The sequence below is a fragment of the Lacticaseibacillus rhamnosus genome, from assembly GCF_900636965.1.
GTDB lineage: Bacteria > Bacillota > Bacilli > Lactobacillales > Lactobacillaceae > Lacticaseibacillus > Lacticaseibacillus rhamnosus.
In genome coordinates this window covers 296,084-314,072 of record NZ_LR134331.1, presented here as the reverse complement: position 1 = coordinate 314,072, position 17,989 = coordinate 296,084, and the positions used below count along the sequence as shown (strand labels likewise).

14 protein-coding genes and 3 rRNA genes are annotated in these 17,989 nt (G+C 48.6%); 3 read left to right on the top strand and 14 right to left on the bottom strand.

The annotated features are described in order from the left end of the window. Positions 1–18: 18 nt before the first annotated feature. Together EL173_RS01570 and deoC are read right to left on the bottom strand one after the other, a co-directional pair. On the bottom strand, positions 19–1,209 hold the full coding sequence (locus tag EL173_RS01570; RefSeq protein ID WP_005691307.1) for a phosphopentomutase: 1,191 nt from the start codon (positions 1,207–1,209) through the stop codon (positions 19–21). Between the two features lies 1 nt (position 1,210). Then, a complete protein-coding gene (deoC, locus tag EL173_RS01565; protein ID WP_019728332.1) occupies positions 1,211–1,876 on the bottom strand; it encodes a deoxyribose-phosphate aldolase in 666 nt (221 codons plus the stop codon). 317 nt (positions 1,877–2,193) lie between these two features. Here deoC and EL173_RS01560 point away from each other — a divergent pair, with 317 nt between their 5' ends. After that, positions 2,194–3,510, top strand: a complete 1,317-nt coding sequence (locus EL173_RS01560; RefSeq protein ID WP_014571074.1) for a PTS sugar transporter subunit IIC — start codon at positions 2,194–2,196, stop codon at positions 3,508–3,510. Further along, a complete protein-coding gene (locus tag EL173_RS01555) occupies positions 3,503–4,405 on the top strand; it encodes an alpha/beta hydrolase (protein WP_005688216.1) in 903 nt (300 codons plus the stop codon). The genes EL173_RS01560 and EL173_RS01555 overlap by 8 nt, the downstream gene beginning before the upstream one ends. A gap of 119 nt (positions 4,406–4,524) precedes the next feature. Here the strand turns inward: EL173_RS01555 and EL173_RS01550 are convergent, their stop codons facing one another. From EL173_RS01550 to EL173_RS01495, 12 genes are all read right to left on the bottom strand, one after another. Further along, complete coding sequence (locus tag EL173_RS01550) at positions 4,525–4,848, bottom strand: MazG nucleotide pyrophosphohydrolase domain-containing protein (RefSeq protein ID WP_014571073.1); 324 nt, start codon at positions 4,846–4,848, stop codon at positions 4,525–4,527. 164 nt (positions 4,849–5,012) lie between these two features. Further along, entirely contained in the window at positions 5,013–5,729 is a 717-nt protein-coding gene (locus EL173_RS01545) for an ABC transporter ATP-binding protein (RefSeq protein ID WP_005691299.1), read from the bottom strand. After that, positions 5,722–6,507: an ABC transporter ATP-binding protein gene (locus EL173_RS01540; protein WP_005691298.1), complete on the bottom strand. Its 786-nt coding sequence runs from the start codon at positions 6,505–6,507 to the stop codon at positions 5,722–5,724. Before EL173_RS01540 ends, EL173_RS01545 begins: the two co-directional genes overlap by 8 nt. After that, positions 6,504–7,454 carry a branched-chain amino acid ABC transporter permease gene (locus tag EL173_RS01535; protein WP_005688220.1) on the bottom strand — a complete coding sequence of 317 codons (951 nt, stop codon included), beginning with the start codon at positions 7,452–7,454 and terminating at the stop codon, positions 6,504–6,506. Before EL173_RS01535 ends, EL173_RS01540 begins: the two co-directional genes overlap by 4 nt. Before the next feature lie 4 nt (positions 7,455–7,458). Beyond that, a complete protein-coding gene (locus EL173_RS01530) occupies positions 7,459–8,337 on the bottom strand; it encodes a branched-chain amino acid ABC transporter permease (protein ID WP_005688221.1) in 879 nt (292 codons plus the stop codon). 36 nt (positions 8,338–8,373) lie between these two features. Next, on the bottom strand, positions 8,374–9,567 hold the full coding sequence (locus EL173_RS01525; RefSeq protein WP_005691296.1) for an ABC transporter substrate-binding protein: 1,194 nt from the start codon (positions 9,565–9,567) through the stop codon (positions 8,374–8,376). A gap of 688 nt (positions 9,568–10,255) precedes the next feature. Then, a complete protein-coding gene (locus EL173_RS01520) occupies positions 10,256–10,714 on the bottom strand; it encodes a threonine/serine exporter family protein (RefSeq protein ID WP_005688223.1) in 459 nt (152 codons plus the stop codon). 17 nt (positions 10,715–10,731) lie between these two features. Further along, positions 10,732–11,508 (bottom strand): threonine/serine exporter family protein, encoded by a 777-nt coding sequence (locus EL173_RS01515; protein WP_005691294.1) that lies wholly within the window; start codon positions 11,506–11,508, stop codon positions 10,732–10,734. Beyond that, positions 11,505–11,825, bottom strand: coding sequence for a thioredoxin family protein (locus EL173_RS01510; protein WP_005691293.1), 321 nt, complete (start codon positions 11,823–11,825; stop codon positions 11,505–11,507). The genes EL173_RS01515 and EL173_RS01510 overlap by 4 nt, the downstream gene beginning before the upstream one ends. A 147-nt stretch (positions 11,826–11,972) precedes the next feature. Then, positions 11,973–12,089 (bottom strand): 5S ribosomal RNA (rrf, locus tag EL173_RS01505). A 116-nt stretch (positions 12,090–12,205) separates the two neighbouring features. Continuing rightward, positions 12,206–15,123: ribosomal RNA gene (locus EL173_RS01500) — 23S ribosomal RNA — on the bottom strand. Between the two features lie 220 nt (positions 15,124–15,343). Further along, positions 15,344–16,913, bottom strand: a 16S ribosomal RNA gene (locus EL173_RS01495). The 16S, 23S and 5S rRNA genes sit together here, the layout of an rRNA operon. Positions 16,914–17,233: 320 nt before the next feature. On the opposite strand from EL173_RS01495, the gene EL173_RS01490 reads away from it, so the two are divergent. Next, on the top strand, positions 17,234–17,980 hold the full coding sequence (locus tag EL173_RS01490) for a class I SAM-dependent methyltransferase (RefSeq protein ID WP_005689985.1): 747 nt from the start codon (positions 17,234–17,236) through the stop codon (positions 17,978–17,980). Positions 17,981–17,989 lie beyond the last annotated feature (9 nt).

Genomic DNA, 17,989 nt, shown 5'->3' with positions numbered 1-17,989 from the left:
TACCGGATCCTAGCCTCATTAGCGAAGCAGACTCAAAAACGATTGCCCTACCTGATTCCCGGTGACCTCGAAATTGTCGAGAATGGTGGCCCCTAAATCGGAAAAAGGCGAACGGATACCCAGATCCCCGTTGCCGGCTAATGCCTTGCTATATGCTAGTAACGGGACGAACTCGCGCGTATGATCTGTCCCGCGAAATGTCGGGTCGTTACCATGATCGGCCGTAATCATAAGCAAATCCTCACGCCGCAACACCGTCAACAAATCGCCTAACTGGTGGTCAAACGTCATTAATGCGTCACCATCGCCTTGAGCATTACGCCGATGACCATACATGGCATCAAAATCCACGAGATTGGTGAAAATAAAGCCTTTGCGATCGGATTTTACGGCGGCAATCGTTTGATTCATCCCATCCACGTTGCTAACCGTGTGCACCCCATCATCCAATCCTTGTCCGGAGAAAATATCATTGATCTTGCCAATGCCATATGTCGGCACACCGGCTCCCTGCAAGCGATCCAAGTCAGTGGGCTTATCCGGTTTCAATGTATAATCATGCCGATCACTGGTACGCGTAAAGGTTGTCGGATCGGTTCCCACGTACGGTCGCGCAATCACCCGGCCGATGCGATATGGGGCGTCAATCGTGATGCTGCGGACATAACGGCAAATCCGATACAGTTCCTCTAAGGGGATAACATCAGTCTGAGCCGCAATCTGCAAGACCGAATCGCCAGACGTATAAACAATCAGATCACCGGTTTTCAGCTGCTCTTCACCATAGTCTTTAATCGCCTCGGTGCCGGAATAAGGCTTATTTAAGATGACATGCCGGCCGGAAAATTCTTCAATTTGTTTAATCAAGTCTTCCGGGAATCCATTAGGAAAATAGCCAAGCGGTTCCGTCACCGGCAGACCCATCATCTCCCAATGACCGTCCATACTATCTTTACCTGCTGAAATCTCGGACATTTTGCCAAAATAGCCACTCGGACTCCCTAATGGCTTAACCCCAGCAATTGGCGTAGGGCGGTCAATATTGCCCAGACCGATTGCCTGTAAATTAGGCAACGATAATTTCCCGGCAAAATAATCGCCAATGTGACCAAGCGTATCGGCACCGGTATCGTGATATTTAGCCGCATCCGGTGCTTCGCCAATCCCAATTGAATCTAAGACAATGGTAATGATTCGATCAAAAGCCATCTTAAGCTTCCCCTGCTTCCTTTAAAATCTGCACGCCGGCACTGGCACCCAAACGATCGGCGCCGGCTTCAATGAGCGCTTTGGCTTCAGCATAGGTGTGGATACCACCGGCCGCTTTGACACCTAATTGATCACCGACTGTCTGCCGCATGAGTTTGACATCATGAACCGTCGCACCCCCTGCAGCAAACCCGGTTGACGTTTTAACGAAATCAGCGCCGGCTGCAGCTGCGAGTTTGCATGCCGTCACTTTTTCATCATCAGTTAATAGAACTGCTTCAATGATGACCTTAAGAATGCCGCCTTTTGCATGCGTGATGTCGGCAACTGCTTGAATATCCGCGCGAACATGATCATCATGACCAGCTTTCAGTTCACCGATATTTAAAACCATATCGACTTCCTTAGCACCTTCGTCAACTGCTTGACCGGCTTCAAATACTTTGGTCTGTGTCGTGTTAGCGCCAAGTGGGAAACCAATAACCGTGCAAACATTAACATCGGTGTCGCGTAGACTGGCTGCTGCCCGCACAACCCAATAAGGATTAATGCACACTGAAGCAAAATCATATTGCTTCGCCTGATCCAAAATCACATCAATCTGGGCTTGCGTTGCGTCTGGCTTTAATAACGTGTGATCAATATACTTTGCCAATGGCTTATCCATTTTTATGCCTCCATCATGCTTTAGACGCGCGTATTCACGTGGCGCAAGAATAGCGATACTGCCTTTATGAACGCGCTTTCTAATTAACGTCTTTTGCTTTCCAGCTTTAAGGATACCATGGTAACGAGTCACTTGCATACGCTGCAACAAAAGTAACAAGTGAACCCACATCGCCATTGCTCGAGTCACGTTCGTCAATGTGTCATCTTCTCGTTTGCCAAACTCGCCGTCCTGTCCGTCATAAAACTACTCGATTACAATAATATTTGTTAGAATAACAGTAATAGGTGTTCAACAAATCAAGGGAGATGGCAGTCATGAGCAATCTCACAAAAAGATTGCTTCCGATGCTCGTAGCAAATAGTGTTCGGCTGCGGCAAACTCGAACTTATCGTGCCCTTCAACAAACTTTTGCTGTCATTTTTCCGTTCGTCGTGATCGGCGCATGGGCACAAATGCTTGAGCTGAGTGTTTTTTCGCGTAACGGTTTTTTTGCCGTCATTTATAATCTCAACAAGGTCATTCCTTTTTATACCCAGATGCGCACACTCCTGATCGCCATCGAAAATGTCACCATTAACTTAATGGCCGTTATGACTGCCTTTTTTGTTGCCAAGTATGTTGCACGATCGTATAAGAAGGACGATTCTTTAGCTGCCATCACAAGCGTCGGAGCCTTTTTAATTCTCAATCTTGAAACGCGCCGGAATGCCCAATCAGTTTTTCAAATGAACAATCTGGGCTATCGCGGCTTGTTCATTGCGATTATCTTCGGGTTACTGATTGGCTGGCTTTTTCGCTTCACGCGGGCGGATTTAGAAGAACCTTCACATCGCTATACCATCGCCGGGCTTGTCAGTCGCGGATTACGGGGAACCTGGATGATGCTCCTGATACTCATTAGCTGCGTGGTCATTAATTACGGACTCGGTTTTGTTTCAACAGAAGGGTTTGTGGGCCTCTTTTACGTGGTCTTTCAATTCCCGGCTGCTCACTTAACCCACGTTTCACTGCGACTTGCACTTGTCACGACGATTAATGCTTTGATGTGGTGGGCCGGGATTGAAGGTCCGATTAATCCGTTGATGGTTCAATCAGGCAGCACCACGGCGACCGCCAATTTGAATTATGCGTTGGAACATGCCGATTTATTTAACGTTCCCAATCCGATCACGATGGGCACGATTTATCGTCCGTTTGCCAGCTTTGGCGGTGTGGGCATGACCTTAGCATTGATTATCGCCACGCTCTGGGTCGGCCGGTCAAAGGCATCACGTCGCATCGCCGGGTTATCGTTGTTTCCGGGTTTGGTAAATGTCAGCTCACCGGTTCTGATCGGCTGGCCGGTGATGCTTAACCCGATCATGCTGGTTCCGTTTTTAATCACCCCGCTGATCAACATGGCCATTGCCTGGACTGCCATCAGACTGCATCTTATGCCGCCTTCTGTTTACACGGTCCCGGCGACAACCCCGGGACCTTTAATCGCGTTTCTGGGAACCAATGGCAATCTTGTCGCATTATTAGTCGCAGTCTTGTGTCTGGTCATTTCAGTCTTCATTTATGTCCCGTTTGTCCGGTTAGCCGAAACCATCAATCTTGAATCGGCAAAAGTGGGTGGTCATCATGATTAAACATTGGCGCAAATGGCTTTTGCTTGTTCTCAGCGTACTTGCAATGGGTGCTGTCGTGTTTCCCGCAACTCAGTGGATGGCGCAAAACGTTAAATCTGCGCGTGTAGTTCACAATTCCCGAATGCAGCCAATTATCTTAATTCCGGGGAGTTCGGCCACCGAAGACCGTTTTAACACGTTAATCACGCAACTCAATGCGCAAACAACCGGTCATAGTCTTTTAAAGATCACGGTGAAGACAAATGGCACCATGACCTATAGTGGCAAAATCGCAGCCCGTGATACCGAACCTTATATCGTTGTGGCATTTGAAAATAATAAAGATGGTTACAACAATATTAAGAAGCAGGCCGAATGGTTCAATATCGCGTTTAAGCAGCTGGCCAAGACATACAATTTCAATCGGTTCCGCGGTATCGGCCACAGTAATGGCGGACTCATTTTCACGCTTTTTCTAGAAAAATATTACAACGATTCAGATGTTCAAATGACTCGGCTAATGACCATTGGCACTCCGTATAACCTCGAAGAAAGTAATCCGGATAACCGGACACAGATGCTCAATGACTTTATAACCAGTCGCAACAAACTTCCGAGCAGTCTAACCGTTTACTCGATTGCCGGAACCGAAACGTTGGATGGCGATGGCACGGTGCCGATCGAAAGTGTCGAAGCCGGTAAGTATATTTTCCAAAATCAGGTTGCCCATTATACCCAGATTACCGTCTCAGGCGACGATGCCAACCATAGCGCCTTGCCGCAAAACCGACAGATTGTTAGTCTGATTAGTCAATACATGGTTGCAACACCAAATCAACAAGGCGTTCGTCCGGGAACAGGCGGTAGCGGCCGCGGTGTTGGTCCAGCACCGGGCGATGGGGGGCAAAATCAATAATCACCCCTAACAGGCTCCCAGCAAAAACGGTTCCGGCATCAGTTTGCCAGAACCGTTTTTCTATGGACACTTTTCAGACAATCCAAGTGACCACCGCTCATTGACGCAATCACATTGGCTCAAACATCTTGCTTAAAACGCGCCTTCAATTTATGTTCACTTTGCGCCAACAAATCATTGGGATCGATCTTAAATTTAGCGCTTAAGATTAAAACCTGATCCAACACGTCTGCTAGTTCTTCTTTCAAGTTAGCCTCGAGGTCTGCTTCGTTTTGAACCGGCTCGCCCGGATGATCACGGCCAATTTCAATGGCTCGTATCGCCCGCGATAATTCGCCGGTTTCCTCCGTGAGAAAGTTGAGCCGAATGAACGGTGAATATTGATACCAGTGGCGCTTTTCGTAAAAGTCCACCAGCCACTGTTGGTGCGCGATTAAGTTCAAGTCCTTATCCTCCCTTTCAAGGGTACCAAAGCAGATGCGATGGTGTTGATGTCTTTGCTCTGCCGATATCATGCTACACGCGTACACCAATCGATACAATTTTTTTATAAAAAAGACGAGCAGCTCCAATCGCTGCTCGTCTGCAAAATAACATCTTATCTGCCTCAGGTCGCCGGTTGCGCTCCCAGATAGGTCGCCTGAACTGCCGGATCTGCCAGCAAATCGGCCCCGGTGCCGGTTAACTTCACCGTGCCGCTTGCTAAAACATACCCGCGGTCAGCCACGGCCAGTGCTTGTTTAGCATTTTGCTCAATTAACAAAATGGTCGTCCCCTGGCTTTTAATCTTGGTAATAATATCAAAAATTTCCTGAATAAAGATCGGTGACAAGCCCATTGAAGGTTCATCGAGTAAGAGTAATTTTGGCCGGGCCATCAACGCTCTGCCCATCGCCAACATCTGCTGTTCCCCACCGGAAAGGGTCGCCGCGTCTTGATTGCGACGTTCTTTTAAAACCGGGAACCGATCATAGACGACCGCCAGTTGATCACTGGCGACTTGTTTGTCCTTTAGTCCGAATGCCCCCATCTGCAAGTTCTCACTCACCGTCAACCCGGCAAAAATGTGGCGTCCTTCTGGTACTTGCGAGATGCCCATTTTCACGATTTTGGCTGCTGCCATCCCCACGATATTCTTGTCTTCATAGAGGATGGTGCCGGAACGCGGCCGTAACAATCCGGAAATTGTTTTTAGAATCGTACTCTTCCCGGCCCCGTTCGCCCCAATCAAGGCCACAATTTCGCCGGTTTGCACGCGAAAGCTGACCCCTTTAACTGCCTGAATGCCGCCATAATTGACGACTAGGTCTTTGACATCAAGCATGCACCTCACCTCCCAGATACGCACTGATAACCCGCGGATCGCGCTGAATCGCTTGCGGCGTACCTTCAGCAATCATCGCTCCATGATCAAGAACATAGATATACTCTGCCAGATTCATGACCAGTGACATATCGTGTTCAATCAAAACCACCGTGATGCCAAAATGTTCCCGCACCCGGGCAATCAGGCGGCTTAGATCAGCCGTTTCTTCAGGATTCATCCCCGCGGCCGGTTCATCTAGAAAAAGTAGTTGCGGCTTAGTAGCAACGGCACGCACAATTTCCACCCGCCGCTGCGTCCCATATGGCAGGCTGGCAGTCGGTTCATCAGCCACATCATTGAGTTCGAAAAATGTGAGCAATTCATCAGCCGCCATTCCGACTGCCCGCTCTTTTTGATAAAACTGCGGTAAGCGCAAAACCGTTCCCAGAAAACTTTCGTGATACAGGTGGGTTCTAGCCACCAAGACGTTTTCCTTAACCGACATCGCCCCAAACAGTCGAATATTCTGAAAAGTCCGGGCAACGCCTAGTTTAGCCACCTGAAAAGCCTTCTTTTTGGTAATATCGACGGCACCGGTTGCTGTGTTAAGTGTGATTTTACCGGTTGTCGGTCCGGATTCGCCGGTCAGCATGTTGAACAGTGTGGTTTTCCCGGCACCGTTTGGCCCAATCAACGCAATCAAGGAACCTTGATCAATGGTTAAACTGACATCTGCTACTGCTTTAAGTCCACCAAAGACTTTGCTAACATGCTCGACTACCAATTGCTTGGTCATGACGCCGCCTCCTTTCGCGCGCGCCGTTTGCGGCTAAAAGAAAGCTCATAATGCCCCAGTAGTCCGGACGGCTTAAAGACCATCAACAAAATCAAAGCCAACGCGTAGATGACCATGCGCAACGTCCCGAAGTTCTGCAAAACCGTGTCGATCACGCCTAGAACAATTGCCGCCACAAACGTCCCAGTCATACTACCGACACCGCCTAGCACGACAATAATCAAGAGTGAAATAGAATTCATAATGCCAAAGTCGCCCGGTGCAATGGTCTGCAAATAACTAGCATGTAAGGATCCGCCAATGGCAGCTGTTGCGGCACCTAACACAAACGCGGCCAACTTCCATTTGGTCGGGTTGATCCCGATCGATTCTGCGGCAATATCATCATCGCGAATCGCCATGATCGCACGTCCTGAGCGACTATGCACAAAGTTGACAATGACCACGGTGGTAACACACATCAACACGTATACTGTGGGCCAAGACGCAAGCGGCGGAATATTGAACATGCCTGCTGGCCCATTGGTGATTTTCAGATTATTGATAATAACGCGAATAATCTCAGCTGCCCCCATCGTTGCAATAGCCAGATAGTCACCACGCAAGCGCAGGGTCGGAATGCCGACAATTAACGCGGCAATCACGGCAATCACCATCCCCAGTAGCATGGCAAGGTAAAAGCCAAGCGGGGTCGCCATATTTTGCGTGACAATAGCAGTCGCATACGCTCCGATTGCCATAAACCCGGCGTGACCCAATGAAAACTGACCGGAAAAGCCGATAATGAGGTTTAAGCCAACTGCCAAAATAATGTTGATACCGATCGTGACGAGCGCATTTTCAATGAAACTGTTGACGATTCCGGTAAACTCGCCAATATCGATCAAGACAAAGCCAGCCACCATGATCGCCAACCAGATTAATTTGCTGCGTAAGTTTTTAAGCATCAGCTCACACCTTCTCTCGTTGACGTTTGCCAAACAACCCGGCTGGTAAGACGACGAGGACTAAAATCAGAACCAGATAAACGGCCGCATCCTTGTAAGCGGACAAGCCAATTGCCTGGACACCGGTTTCAAGCAGACCAATCAAGAAACCACCGATGGCCGCTCCCGGAATCGAGCCAATACCGCCGACAACCGCCGCAACGAAGGCCTTGATGCCTGGTACCATACCCATCAAAGGATCAATTGAGTTGTAATACAGCCCGATCATGACACCAGCCGCCCCGGCCAATGCCGATCCCAACGCGAAAGTAAAGGAAATGACGTGATCCGGATTAATGCCGACTAACTGAGCCGCCTGCGGATCAACCGCAACCGCACGCATCGCCTTTCCCATCGTTGTCTTTTTGATGATAAATTGAAGCAGTATCATCAAAACCAGCGAAGTGAATAAAATCAACAACTGGACGTTTGAAATATCCACCCCGCCGAGATGATACGTTTTGGTCGCGATGACTTGTGGAAAGTTACGAGCATTCGCGCCAAACAAAAACGACATCCCATTTTCAAGGAAAAAGGAAACCCCAATGGCCGTAATCAACGCGGCAATTCGCGGCGAGTTACGTAACGGGCGATAAGCCAGATATTCGATTAATACCCCTGAAAGACTGGCCATCAACATGGCTGACAATAGCGCCGTCACAAACCCAAAGTGGAGATAATTAATCGCGTAATAGCCCCAGAAAGCACCGAGCATGTAGATATCACCATGTGCGAAGTTGATCAACTTGATGATCCCATAGACCATGGTGTAGCCCAGTGCAAGCAAGGCATAAATACTGCCGAGTGAAAGTCCATTGATAATTTGTTGCATCATGGTCTGCAAGCGATGTAACCCCCTTTTGCAATTCCAACAGGCGCATTATTTAACCGTATACGCCTTTGTGATTTTGCCTTGTGTCAATTCTTCAACCGCGATCGGCTTTTCCGGATTATGCTTGCTGTCAATAGTCGTCGTACCGGTAACGCCGGGCATATTCTTGATCTTAGCTAGGCCCTTTGCGATGCTAGCCGAATCAGCAGACTTTTGATCTTCAATCGCTTGCTTGATCATGTAAACCGAATCATAAGCCAGTGCCGAGAACGTCGGGGCATTTGCGTTGTATTGCTTCTTGTAGTTAGCCAGGAAGTTCTTAACCAAGCTGCTGCGATTTGCACTCAACGTTGAAAATGGCGTGGTGTAATAAATATCAGTTGCATTTTCGGCTCCGGCAATCTTGGCAAGTTTTGGATCAGCCATCCCATCGGCACCAATAATTGGCACCTTAATGCCTGCCTGCCGCGCTTGTTTGATCACAAGGCCAAGCTCTGAATAATAGCCAGGTGCGTAAATGGCATCAATTTTTTTATTTTTGATATTCGTCAGCATCGCGTTAAAGTCTTTATCGCCGGATTGATAATACTCGGTCGCGACCACTTTGCCGGCGAACTTCTTTTTGAATGCTTTTGCCAAACCGGTTCCGTAATCAGTCGAGTTATCAGCGATGATTGCAATGTTTTTAGCTTTCAAGGTATCGTTAGCAAAGACTGCTGCTTTTTCACCCTGGAAGGCATCGGTGAAACAAGCGCGGAAAACATACTTTTGAACGCTGCCATTTTTTTGCAAGGTAAAGTTTGGATCCGTCGCGCTTGGTCCAACCATTGGCACCCCAGCCTTTGTTACATTCGGGATGGATGCCGTGCCGTCGTTAGTGGTTGCCGGCCCTACGATTGCGACCGCCTTATCACTATTAGCCAACTGAGCAGCAACGGATGCGGCTCCGCTGGTTGAGGACTTGTTATCACGATAAATCGCCGTGATCTTCTTCTTGCTGTTGCCAACCTTAATGCCACCTGCTGCATTAATCTGTTTGACCGCCAACTCAACGCCTTGCTTTTCCTGTTCGCCATAGCCAGCTACAGCCCCGGATAATTCCATATTGACCCCAATCTTAATGGTGCTGCCCGCCGTGTTACCCTTATTCGCAGCACTTTTGGTCGCACATCCTGATAAGGCCAATACTGATGCCGCAATCATCCCTGTGCTGATAATCGTCTTTAGAAACTTTTTCGCCATTTTGGTTCCCCCTTTGCGTCTATCCGCGAATTGTCATTAATCTCGAAGAAAAAAAGCACCCATTCCAACGAATGGGTGCCTGTATCAGCGCCCCATTGCCAATGCGAAGACGGGGCTCGATACGCTGATCGCTATTGATCAAACGGTCGGGTCCCTGACATCAGCAACAAGGCTAAATGATTAATAACCCCAACAGACATCGTGCCTGCTGACATACACATGACTGACATAGACCCGCCTTCTTTCAAGTAAGATTAATGATTGGTTAGAATATTAATCTGGTTCACTTAAAAAGTCAACTTAAATTTTAAACTTTTTGATAGTCGTTTATGTCGAGGCGTCTACGTCTGTATCATGAAGCAAAATCTATTTATATTCACGCCGATTTTCACCCGGGAAAATTGCACGCTATTTCTGATAATTTTATTAATAAATAACGGATTTGCTCGTGGGAAAACTTTTTAAAAAACAAATTAAAAACAAGCTGTCCTGTTGAGCACTTAAAAAAAGCAGCCAGATAAATTATCTGACTGCCTCTTGCAGTATCCAAAAACTTGGATAGGATCTCGCTGGCTCCACAACCTTGAGATCGCTGACCCCACAAATCCGGCGGGTGGCTCTTAACCTGTCAGCTGCTTCTTTCAGCATTGATACATGCTTACTCGACTCATCGCATATGAGTATTGTATCACTTTTTGGGTTTCAAAACAGCGCGTCTGTATAATAATTCCGACAGCAGTTGCGCCAACATGAAGCCAACAGCAATCGCACCCGCAATCATGATGACGCGGCTCACATAACGCAAGGCGGCATTCAATTGCCCCATCACGACTGCACGCACTGCCTGATAAGCAATTGCGCCAGGCACAAGCGGAACAAATCCCGGGATATTAAAAATAATCACGGGCATCTTTTTATAGCGGGCAAAAAAAATGCCGCATAACCCAATGACAAATGCGCCAGTCAGATTCGCCATCATCCGCCCGATTCCTGCTTCCATCAACAGCCAGTATGCCAACCAACCCATCATTCCCGACCAACCAGCGAGATTAAGCGCCTTTCGCGGGACATTAATGATAATCGCAAACGCCACCGTTGCCAAATAACTAAAAGATAGCTGAATAAGTAACGCGAATATCCATGACAAACCGCCTGCCTCCTTTACTAAAAGAATCGAAAAATAATCGCAATGCCAACCCCAATGGCACAAGCACTGAGAATCGATTCCATTCCTCTTACCATGCCGGATAACAAGTGTCCAGCCAACATATCACGAATCGAATTCGTAATGGCAACGCCGGGCACCAACGGCATAATGGCACCAATGATAATGTTATCGAGGCTATGTCCCCATCCCAGCCTGACGCCAATCCATGCAGTTAATCCGACAGCCAAGGCACCTAAAAGTTCACTGATAAAACGGATATTCGTGATCGTATTAACCTTGATATCGACCCAAAAGCCGATCGCACCAACAACAGCTGCTAAGGGGATATCAAACCAATCATATTTTTGCGCAAACAGAATCATTAGCGTCACACTCACCACGGCAGCACTCAGAATCTGCCATGATATTGGAAAAAACGGGGTATTCTGATCCAACTGCGTCAAAGCCGCATGCAAATCACCCAAATCAATTTCTTTTGCCGCAAACGAGCGCGACAATTGATTAACGCGGGCGACCTTCTCCATATCAATTGATCGCTTGTTAATCGGGCGCTCTTGAATATAGGGTTGGTTTTCAATGCTGGCGAAGATTCCGGTAGGCGTGGTAAAAACCAAGGTATCCGGCTGTCCCGCATTAACGGCAATTCGCCGCATCGTATCTTCCACACGATACATCTCCGAACCGCCTTCAATCATAATCCGGCCTGCTAATAAGCATGTAGCTAGAACCTGATTTTGGTCATTCACCTTACTTTGCTTCATCACGTTTGTCATCGCCCGGCCTCTAGCTTCTTTTCAAAGTAACGTTTGAGTTTCTCCTTAGCATAGACACCGGTCACTTTTTCCTTGGCATGACCATCTTGATAAACCACCAACGTTGGCACCGACATAATACCCATCGTCTGCGGTAAGGAAGGATCTTTTTCAACATTGTATCTGACAATGGTTAGGCCTGATAACTCCGCCTCCAATGCCGTTAATATGGGCTCAAGTATTTTACATGGGCCACACCACGGCGCCCAAAAATCAACAACAACAGTGCCTCTGGCTGTCAAAGATTTTAGTGTTGTCTTTGTCGCATTTGTTGGCATTATCCGGACCTCGTTTCTATACCTGCTCTTGCAATTTAGCACTCATTAATGAGTGTTTTCAAGCGTTCTTCAACGCTTTCATCAAATCCGTCGCATTGAATTATTAGTTACGAAAAAAGATCCGGTCAATGACCGGATCTTATCTTTGCGTGGCAGCTTCCTACCCTCGCAGGCAGTTTCCCACCAACTACTCTCGGCGTGAAGAAGCTTAACTTCTGTGTTCGGCATGGGAACAGGTGTATCCTTCTTGCTATCGCCACCACACTTATGAGAACTTTGCGCTCTCAAAACTGGCTATCATTGTTGTTGGTTTGCATTGCCGGAACTTAACGCATTTCATCGAAACGCGCGCGCTGGCTTAGCACCAGTTTGCGCTTTACTTGGTTAAGTCCTCGACCGATTAGTACTGGTCCGCTCCATGCATCGCTGCACTTCCACTTCCAGCCTATCTACCTGATCATCTTTCAGGGGTCTTACTTCCATATAGGAATGGGAAATCTCATCTCGAGGGGGGCTTCACACTTAGATGCTTTCAGCGTTTATCCCTTCCGTTCATAGCTACCCAGCGATGCGCCTGGCGGCACAACTGGTACACCAGCGGAACGTCCATCCCGGTCCTCTCGTACTAAGGACAGCTCCTCTCAAATTTCCTGCGCCCGCGACGGATAGGGACCGAACTGTCTCACGACGTTCTGAACCCAGCTCGCGTACCGCTTTAATGGGCGAACAGCCCAACCCTTGGGACCGACTACAGCCCCAGGATGCGATGAGCCGACATCGAGGTGCCAAACCTCCCCGTCGATGTGGACTCTTGGGGGAGATAAGCCTGTTATCCCCAGGGTAGCTTTTATCCGTTGAGCGATGGCCCTTCCATACGGAACCACCGGATCACTAAGCCCGACTTTCGTCCCTGCTCGACTTGTCAGTCTCGCAGTCAAGCTCCCTTCTACCTTTACACTCTGCGAATGATTTCCAACCATTCTGAGGGAACCTTTGGGCGCCTCCGTTACATTTTAGGAGGCGACCGCCCCAGTCAAACTGCCTACCTGACACTGTCTCCCGCCACGATCAGTGGCGCGGGTTAGAGTGTTCATACAGCTAGGGTAGTATCCCACCAATGCCTCCATCGAAACTAGCGTTCCGATCTCTACGGCTCCTACCTATCCTGTACAAGCGGTACCAACACTCAATATCAAGCTACAGTAAAGCTCCATGGGGTCTTTCCGTCCTGTCGCGGGTAACCCGCATCTTCACGGGTACTATAATTTCACCGAGTCTCTCGTTGAGACAGTGCCCAAATCATTACGCCTTTCGTGCGGGTCGGAACTTACCCGACAAGGAATTTCGCTACCTTAGGACCGTTATAGTTACGGCCGCCGTTTACTGGGGCTTCAATTCTGGGCTTCGCTTGCGCTAACTCATCCTCTTAACCTTCCAGCACCGGGCAGGCGTCAGCCCCTATACATCATCTTACGATTTAGCAGAGACCTGTGTTTTTGATAAACAGTTGTTTGGGCCTATTCACTGCGGCTGACCTTGCGGTCAGCACCCCTTCTTCCGAAGTTACGGGGTCATTTTGCCGAGTTCCTTAACGAGAGTTCGCTCGCTCACCTGAGGATACTCTCCTCGACTACCTGTGTCGGTTTGCGGTACGGGTAGTTTATTTCTCACTAGAAGCTTTTCTTGGCAGTGTGACATCAGGAACTTCGCTACTTTAATTTCGCTCCCCATCACAGCTTGTCCTTAAGGCGGCAAGCATTTCACTCGCTACCGGACTTACTGCTTGGACGCACTTTTCCAGCCGTGCGCTTTCCTTAGCCTCCTGCGTCCCTCCATCGCTTAAACAAAATAAACTAGTGCAGGAATCTCAACCTGCTTGTCATCGACTACGCCTTGCGGCCTCGCCTTAGATCCCGACTAACCCTGGGAGGACGAGCCTTCCCCAGGAAACCTTAGTCATACGGTGGATCAGATTCTCACTGATCTTTCGCTACTCATGCCGGCATTCTCACTTCTAAGCGCTCCAGCCGTCCTCACGATCGACCTTCAACGCCCTTAGAACGCTCTCCTACCGCGCACCCTGACGGGTGCACCCACAGTTTCGGTATTATGCTTAGCCCCGGTATATTTTCGGCGCAGTGCCACTCGACTAGTGAGCTATTACGCACTCTTTAAATGGTGGCTGCTTCTGAGCCAACATCCTAGTTGTCTGTGCAACGCCACATCCTTTTCCACTTAGCATAAATTTAGGGACCTTAACTGGTGATCTGGGCTGTTCCCCTTTCGACAATGGACCTTATCGCTCACTGTCTGACTCCCGGAGTAAGATCAATGGTATTCGGAGTTTATCTGAATTCAGTAACCCTTGACGGGCCCCTAGTTCAAACAGTGCTCTACCTCCATGATCCATCCTCCGAGGCTAACCCTAAAGCTATTTCGGAGAGAACCAGCTATCTCCAAGTTCGTTTGGAATTTTACCGCTACCCACAACTCATCCCAGCATTTTTCAACATACATGGGTTCGGTCCTCCAGTGTGTTTCACCACACCTTCAACCTGGTCATGGGTAGGTCACTTGGTTTCGGGTCTACATCTACCTACTGAAGCGCCCTGTTCAGACTCGCTTTCGCTCCGGCTCCGACTTTTCATCTTAACCTCGCAGGCAAACGTAACTCGCCGGTTCATTCTACAAAAGGCACGCCATTACCCGTTAACGGGCTTTGACTAATTGTAGGCACACGGTTTCAGGAACTGTTTCACTCCCCTTCCGGGGTGCTTTTCACCTTTCCCTCACGGTACTGGTTCACTATCGGTCACTAGGGAGTATTTAGCCTTGGGAGATGGTCCTCCCGGATTCCGACGGAATTTCACGTGTTCCGCCGTACTCAGGATCCTGGACGGAGGGTCCGCCGTTTCGTTTACAGGGCTTTCACCTTCTATGGCGCAGCTTTCCAGCTGACTTCGACTACGTCGAACTTTGGTAACTCCAATGTCCAGTCCTACAACCCCGAGAAGCAAGCTTCTCGGTTTGGGCTCTTCCCACTTCGCTCGCCGCTACTATGGGAATCGAGTTTTCTTTCTCTTCCTGCGGGTACTGAGATGTTTCAGTTCCCCGCGTCTGCCGCCAACAAGCTATGTATTCACTTGCAGGCAATACACTGATGTGTACTGGGTTCCCCCATTCGGAAATCTCCGGATCAAAGCTTACTTATAGCTCCCCGAAGCATATCGGTATTAGTTCCGTCCTTCATCGGCTCCTAGTGCCAAGGCATCCACCGTGCGCCCTTTGTAACTTAACCTGTACTGACTTGCGTCAGCGGTTATGCGATGCGAATTTCTATTATTAGAAACTCATACAAATACGCTGTGTTCTCGGCAATTTAAAACATTTACAACAATGATATCCAGTTTTCAAAGAACAAAGTCGCACCCGCTAGGGTGCTTGAGGGTAATCCCCTCAAAACTAAACAAAGTTTCGTGTGTGCAGGTTTCCGTCAGACTTTCAGTCTGTTTCCTTAGAAAGGAGGTGATCCAGCCGCAGGTTCTCCTACGGCTACCTTGTTACGACTTCACCCTAATCATTTGTCCCACCTTAGACGGCTCGCTCCCTAAAAGGGTTACGCCACCGGCTTCGGGTGTTACAAACTCTCATGGTGTGACGGGCGGTGTGTACAAGGCCCGGGAACGTATTCACCGCGGCGTGCTGATCCGCGATTACTAGCGATTCCGACTTCGTGTAGGCGAGTTGCAGCCTACAGTCCGAACTGAGAATGGCTTTAAGAGATTAGCTTGACCTCGCGGTCTCGCAACTCGTTGTACCATCCATTGTAGCACGTGTGTAGCCCAGGTCATAAGGGGCATGATGATTTGACGTCATCCCCACCTTCCTCCGGTTTGTCACCGGCAGTCTTACTAGAGTGCCCAACTAAATGCTGGCAACTAGTCATAAGGGTTGCGCTCGTTGCGGGACTTAACCCAACATCTCACGACACGAGCTGACGACAACCATGCACCACCTGTCATTTTGCCCCCGAAGGGGAAACCTGATCTCTCAGGTGATCAAAAGATGTCAAGACCTGGTAAGGTTCTTCGCGTTGCTTCGAATTAAACCACATGCTCCACCGCTTGTGCGGGCCCCCGTCAATTCCTTTGAGTTTCAACCTTGCGGTCGTACTCCCCAGGCGGAATGCTTAATGCGTTAGCTGCGGCACTGAAGGGCGGAAACCCTCCAACACCTAGCATTCATCGTTTACGGCATGGACTACCAGGGTATCTAATCCTGTTCGCTACCCATGCTTTCGAGCCTCAGCGTCAGTTACAGACCAGACAGCCGCCTTCGCCACTGGTGTTCTTCCATATATCTACGCATTTCACCGCTACACATGGAGTTCCACTGTCCTCTTCTGCACTCAAGTTTCCCAGTTTCCGATGCACTTCCTCGGTTAAGCCGAGGGCTTTCACATCAGACTTAAAAAACCGCCTGCGCTCGCTTTACGCCCAATAAATCCGGATAACGCTTGCCACCTACGTATTACCGCGGCTGCTGGCACGTAGTTAGCCGTGGCTTTCTGGTTGGATACCGTCACGCCGACAACAGTTACTCTGCCGACCATTCTTCTCCAACAACAGAGTTTTACGACCCGAAAGCCTTCTTCACTCACGCGGCGTTGCTCCATCAGACTTGCGTCCATTGTGGAAGATTCCCTACTGCTGCCTCCCGTAGGAGTTTGGGCCGTGTCTCAGTCCCAATGTGGCCGATCAACCTCTCAGTTCGGCTACGTATCATTGCCTTGGTGAGCCGTTACCTCACCAACTAGCTAATACGCCGCGGGTCCATCCAAAAGCGATAGCTTACGCCATCTTTCAGCCAAGAACCATGCGGTTCTTGGATTTATGCGGTATTAGCATCTGTTTCCAAATGTTATCCCCCACTTAAGGGCAGGTTACCCACGTGTTACTCACCCGTCCGCCACTCGTTCAAAATTAAATCAAGATGCAAGCACCTTTCAATAATCAGAACTCGTTCGACTTGCATGTATTAGGCACGCCGCCAGCGTTCATCCTGAGCCAGGATCAAACTCTCATATAAATATGAGCTGTTCGAATAGCTCGATTTGTTGTTCTAGCGAATTGACTTCGCAAATGTTACTTTTTGCCTCGATACCGAAGTATCAAGGACCCTGCACATTTAAACGAAACTTTGTTCAGTTTTCAAAGGACTACTTTGTTGCCAAGCGACAACTTAATTAGAATATCAAATTGGCAACTCTTTGTCAACATCTTTTTTTAAATCGCTGAGCGGCTTAAAATGTTTGATGACTGACAACTCGTACTATATTACGCAGTTTCCCATCCCAAGTCAACAACTTTTTTAAAAAAAGTTTTTCAAAAAAGGAGACCTCTTTTCTTATGCAGGAAGATCGTGATTTTTGGAATCACTTCGCCGCAGACTATGCTGCCGCTGAACAAGATTCCCGGCTACCGCTTGCCCATGATGTGACTACCTGGATGATCGCTAATGGGTTGCTCCCAGCCGACTCATTGATAGACCTTGCTGCCGGTACCGGCCGTTTTGCTATCCGATTGGCCCCGTATGTCCGTCACCTCACCTTAATTGACTGGTCTTCGGCGATGCTTACATATGCAAAAATCCGATTGAAAGCCAACAAAAAAACAAGCATGACTTATCTCACCGATGATTGGCATCAACTTGTTTCATCGACAAGTGCCGATCTTGTCTTTGTCAGTCAACTGCCAACGCTATTGCCGGAAGAGTTATCACTTTTAAACGCTCTGGCGCGAAAAAAAGTCATCCTGAACTTTCAAACACAGCAAGATGATGCTTTGGTTCGCCACGCTCTAACTCTTTTAGGCCACGATATGCCAGTCGCTTATCAAGCCGATCCAAGTCGCGTTGCCGGCTATCAAAATTGGTTAAGCTTACATCAAATTCCATTTGAAACGCACACGCTGACTTACCACCTAGAGGAGCAAACGACTGTCAGTGATATGCTGCCCGAACTTGGTTTACCTGTGGGCGTCAAGGCGGCGGAACGTCTGGCTAAAGCATTGACCGGTCATGAAAATCCGCACATGCCGGTAACCGATCACCTGACCTATGCATATACACAATTGATGTGGCATCCCAAGAATTAAGCGTGCCCC

Bases quoted from the DNA above. Each gene is read 5' to 3' on its own strand.
- EL173_RS01515 (WP_005691294.1), bottom strand. From the start codon at position 11,508: ATGACAAACGTGATGAAGCAAAGTAAGGTGAATGACCAAAATCAGGTT.
- EL173_RS01560 (WP_014571074.1), top strand. From the start codon at position 2,194: ATGAGCAATCTCACAAAAAGATTGCTTCCGATGCTCGTAGCAAATAGT.
- EL173_RS01490 (WP_005689985.1), top strand. From the start codon at position 17,234: ATGCAGGAAGATCGTGATTTTTGGAATCACTTCGCCGCAGACTATGCT.
- EL173_RS01510 (WP_005691293.1), bottom strand. From the start codon at position 11,825: ATGCCAACAAATGCGACAAAGACAACACTAAAATCTTTGACAGCCAGA.
- EL173_RS01545 (WP_005691299.1), bottom strand. From the start codon at position 5,729: ATGCTTGATGTCAAAGACCTAGTCGTCAATTATGGCGGCATTCAGGCA.
- EL173_RS01525 (WP_005691296.1), bottom strand. From the start codon at position 9,567: ATGGCGAAAAAGTTTCTAAAGACGATTATCAGCACAGGGATGATTGCG.
- deoC (WP_019728332.1), bottom strand. From the start codon at position 1,876: ATGGATAAGCCATTGGCAAAGTATATTGATCACACGTTATTAAAGCCA.
- EL173_RS01535 (WP_005688220.1), bottom strand. From the start codon at position 7,454: ATGCTTAAAAACTTACGCAGCAAATTAATCTGGTTGGCGATCATGGTG.
- EL173_RS01570 (WP_005691307.1), bottom strand. From the start codon at position 1,209: ATGGCTTTTGATCGAATCATTACCATTGTCTTAGATTCAATTGGGATT.
- EL173_RS01540 (WP_005691298.1), bottom strand. From the start codon at position 6,507: ATGACCAAGCAATTGGTAGTCGAGCATGTTAGCAAAGTCTTTGGTGGA.
- EL173_RS01555 (WP_005688216.1), top strand. From the start codon at position 3,503: ATGATTAAACATTGGCGCAAATGGCTTTTGCTTGTTCTCAGCGTACTT.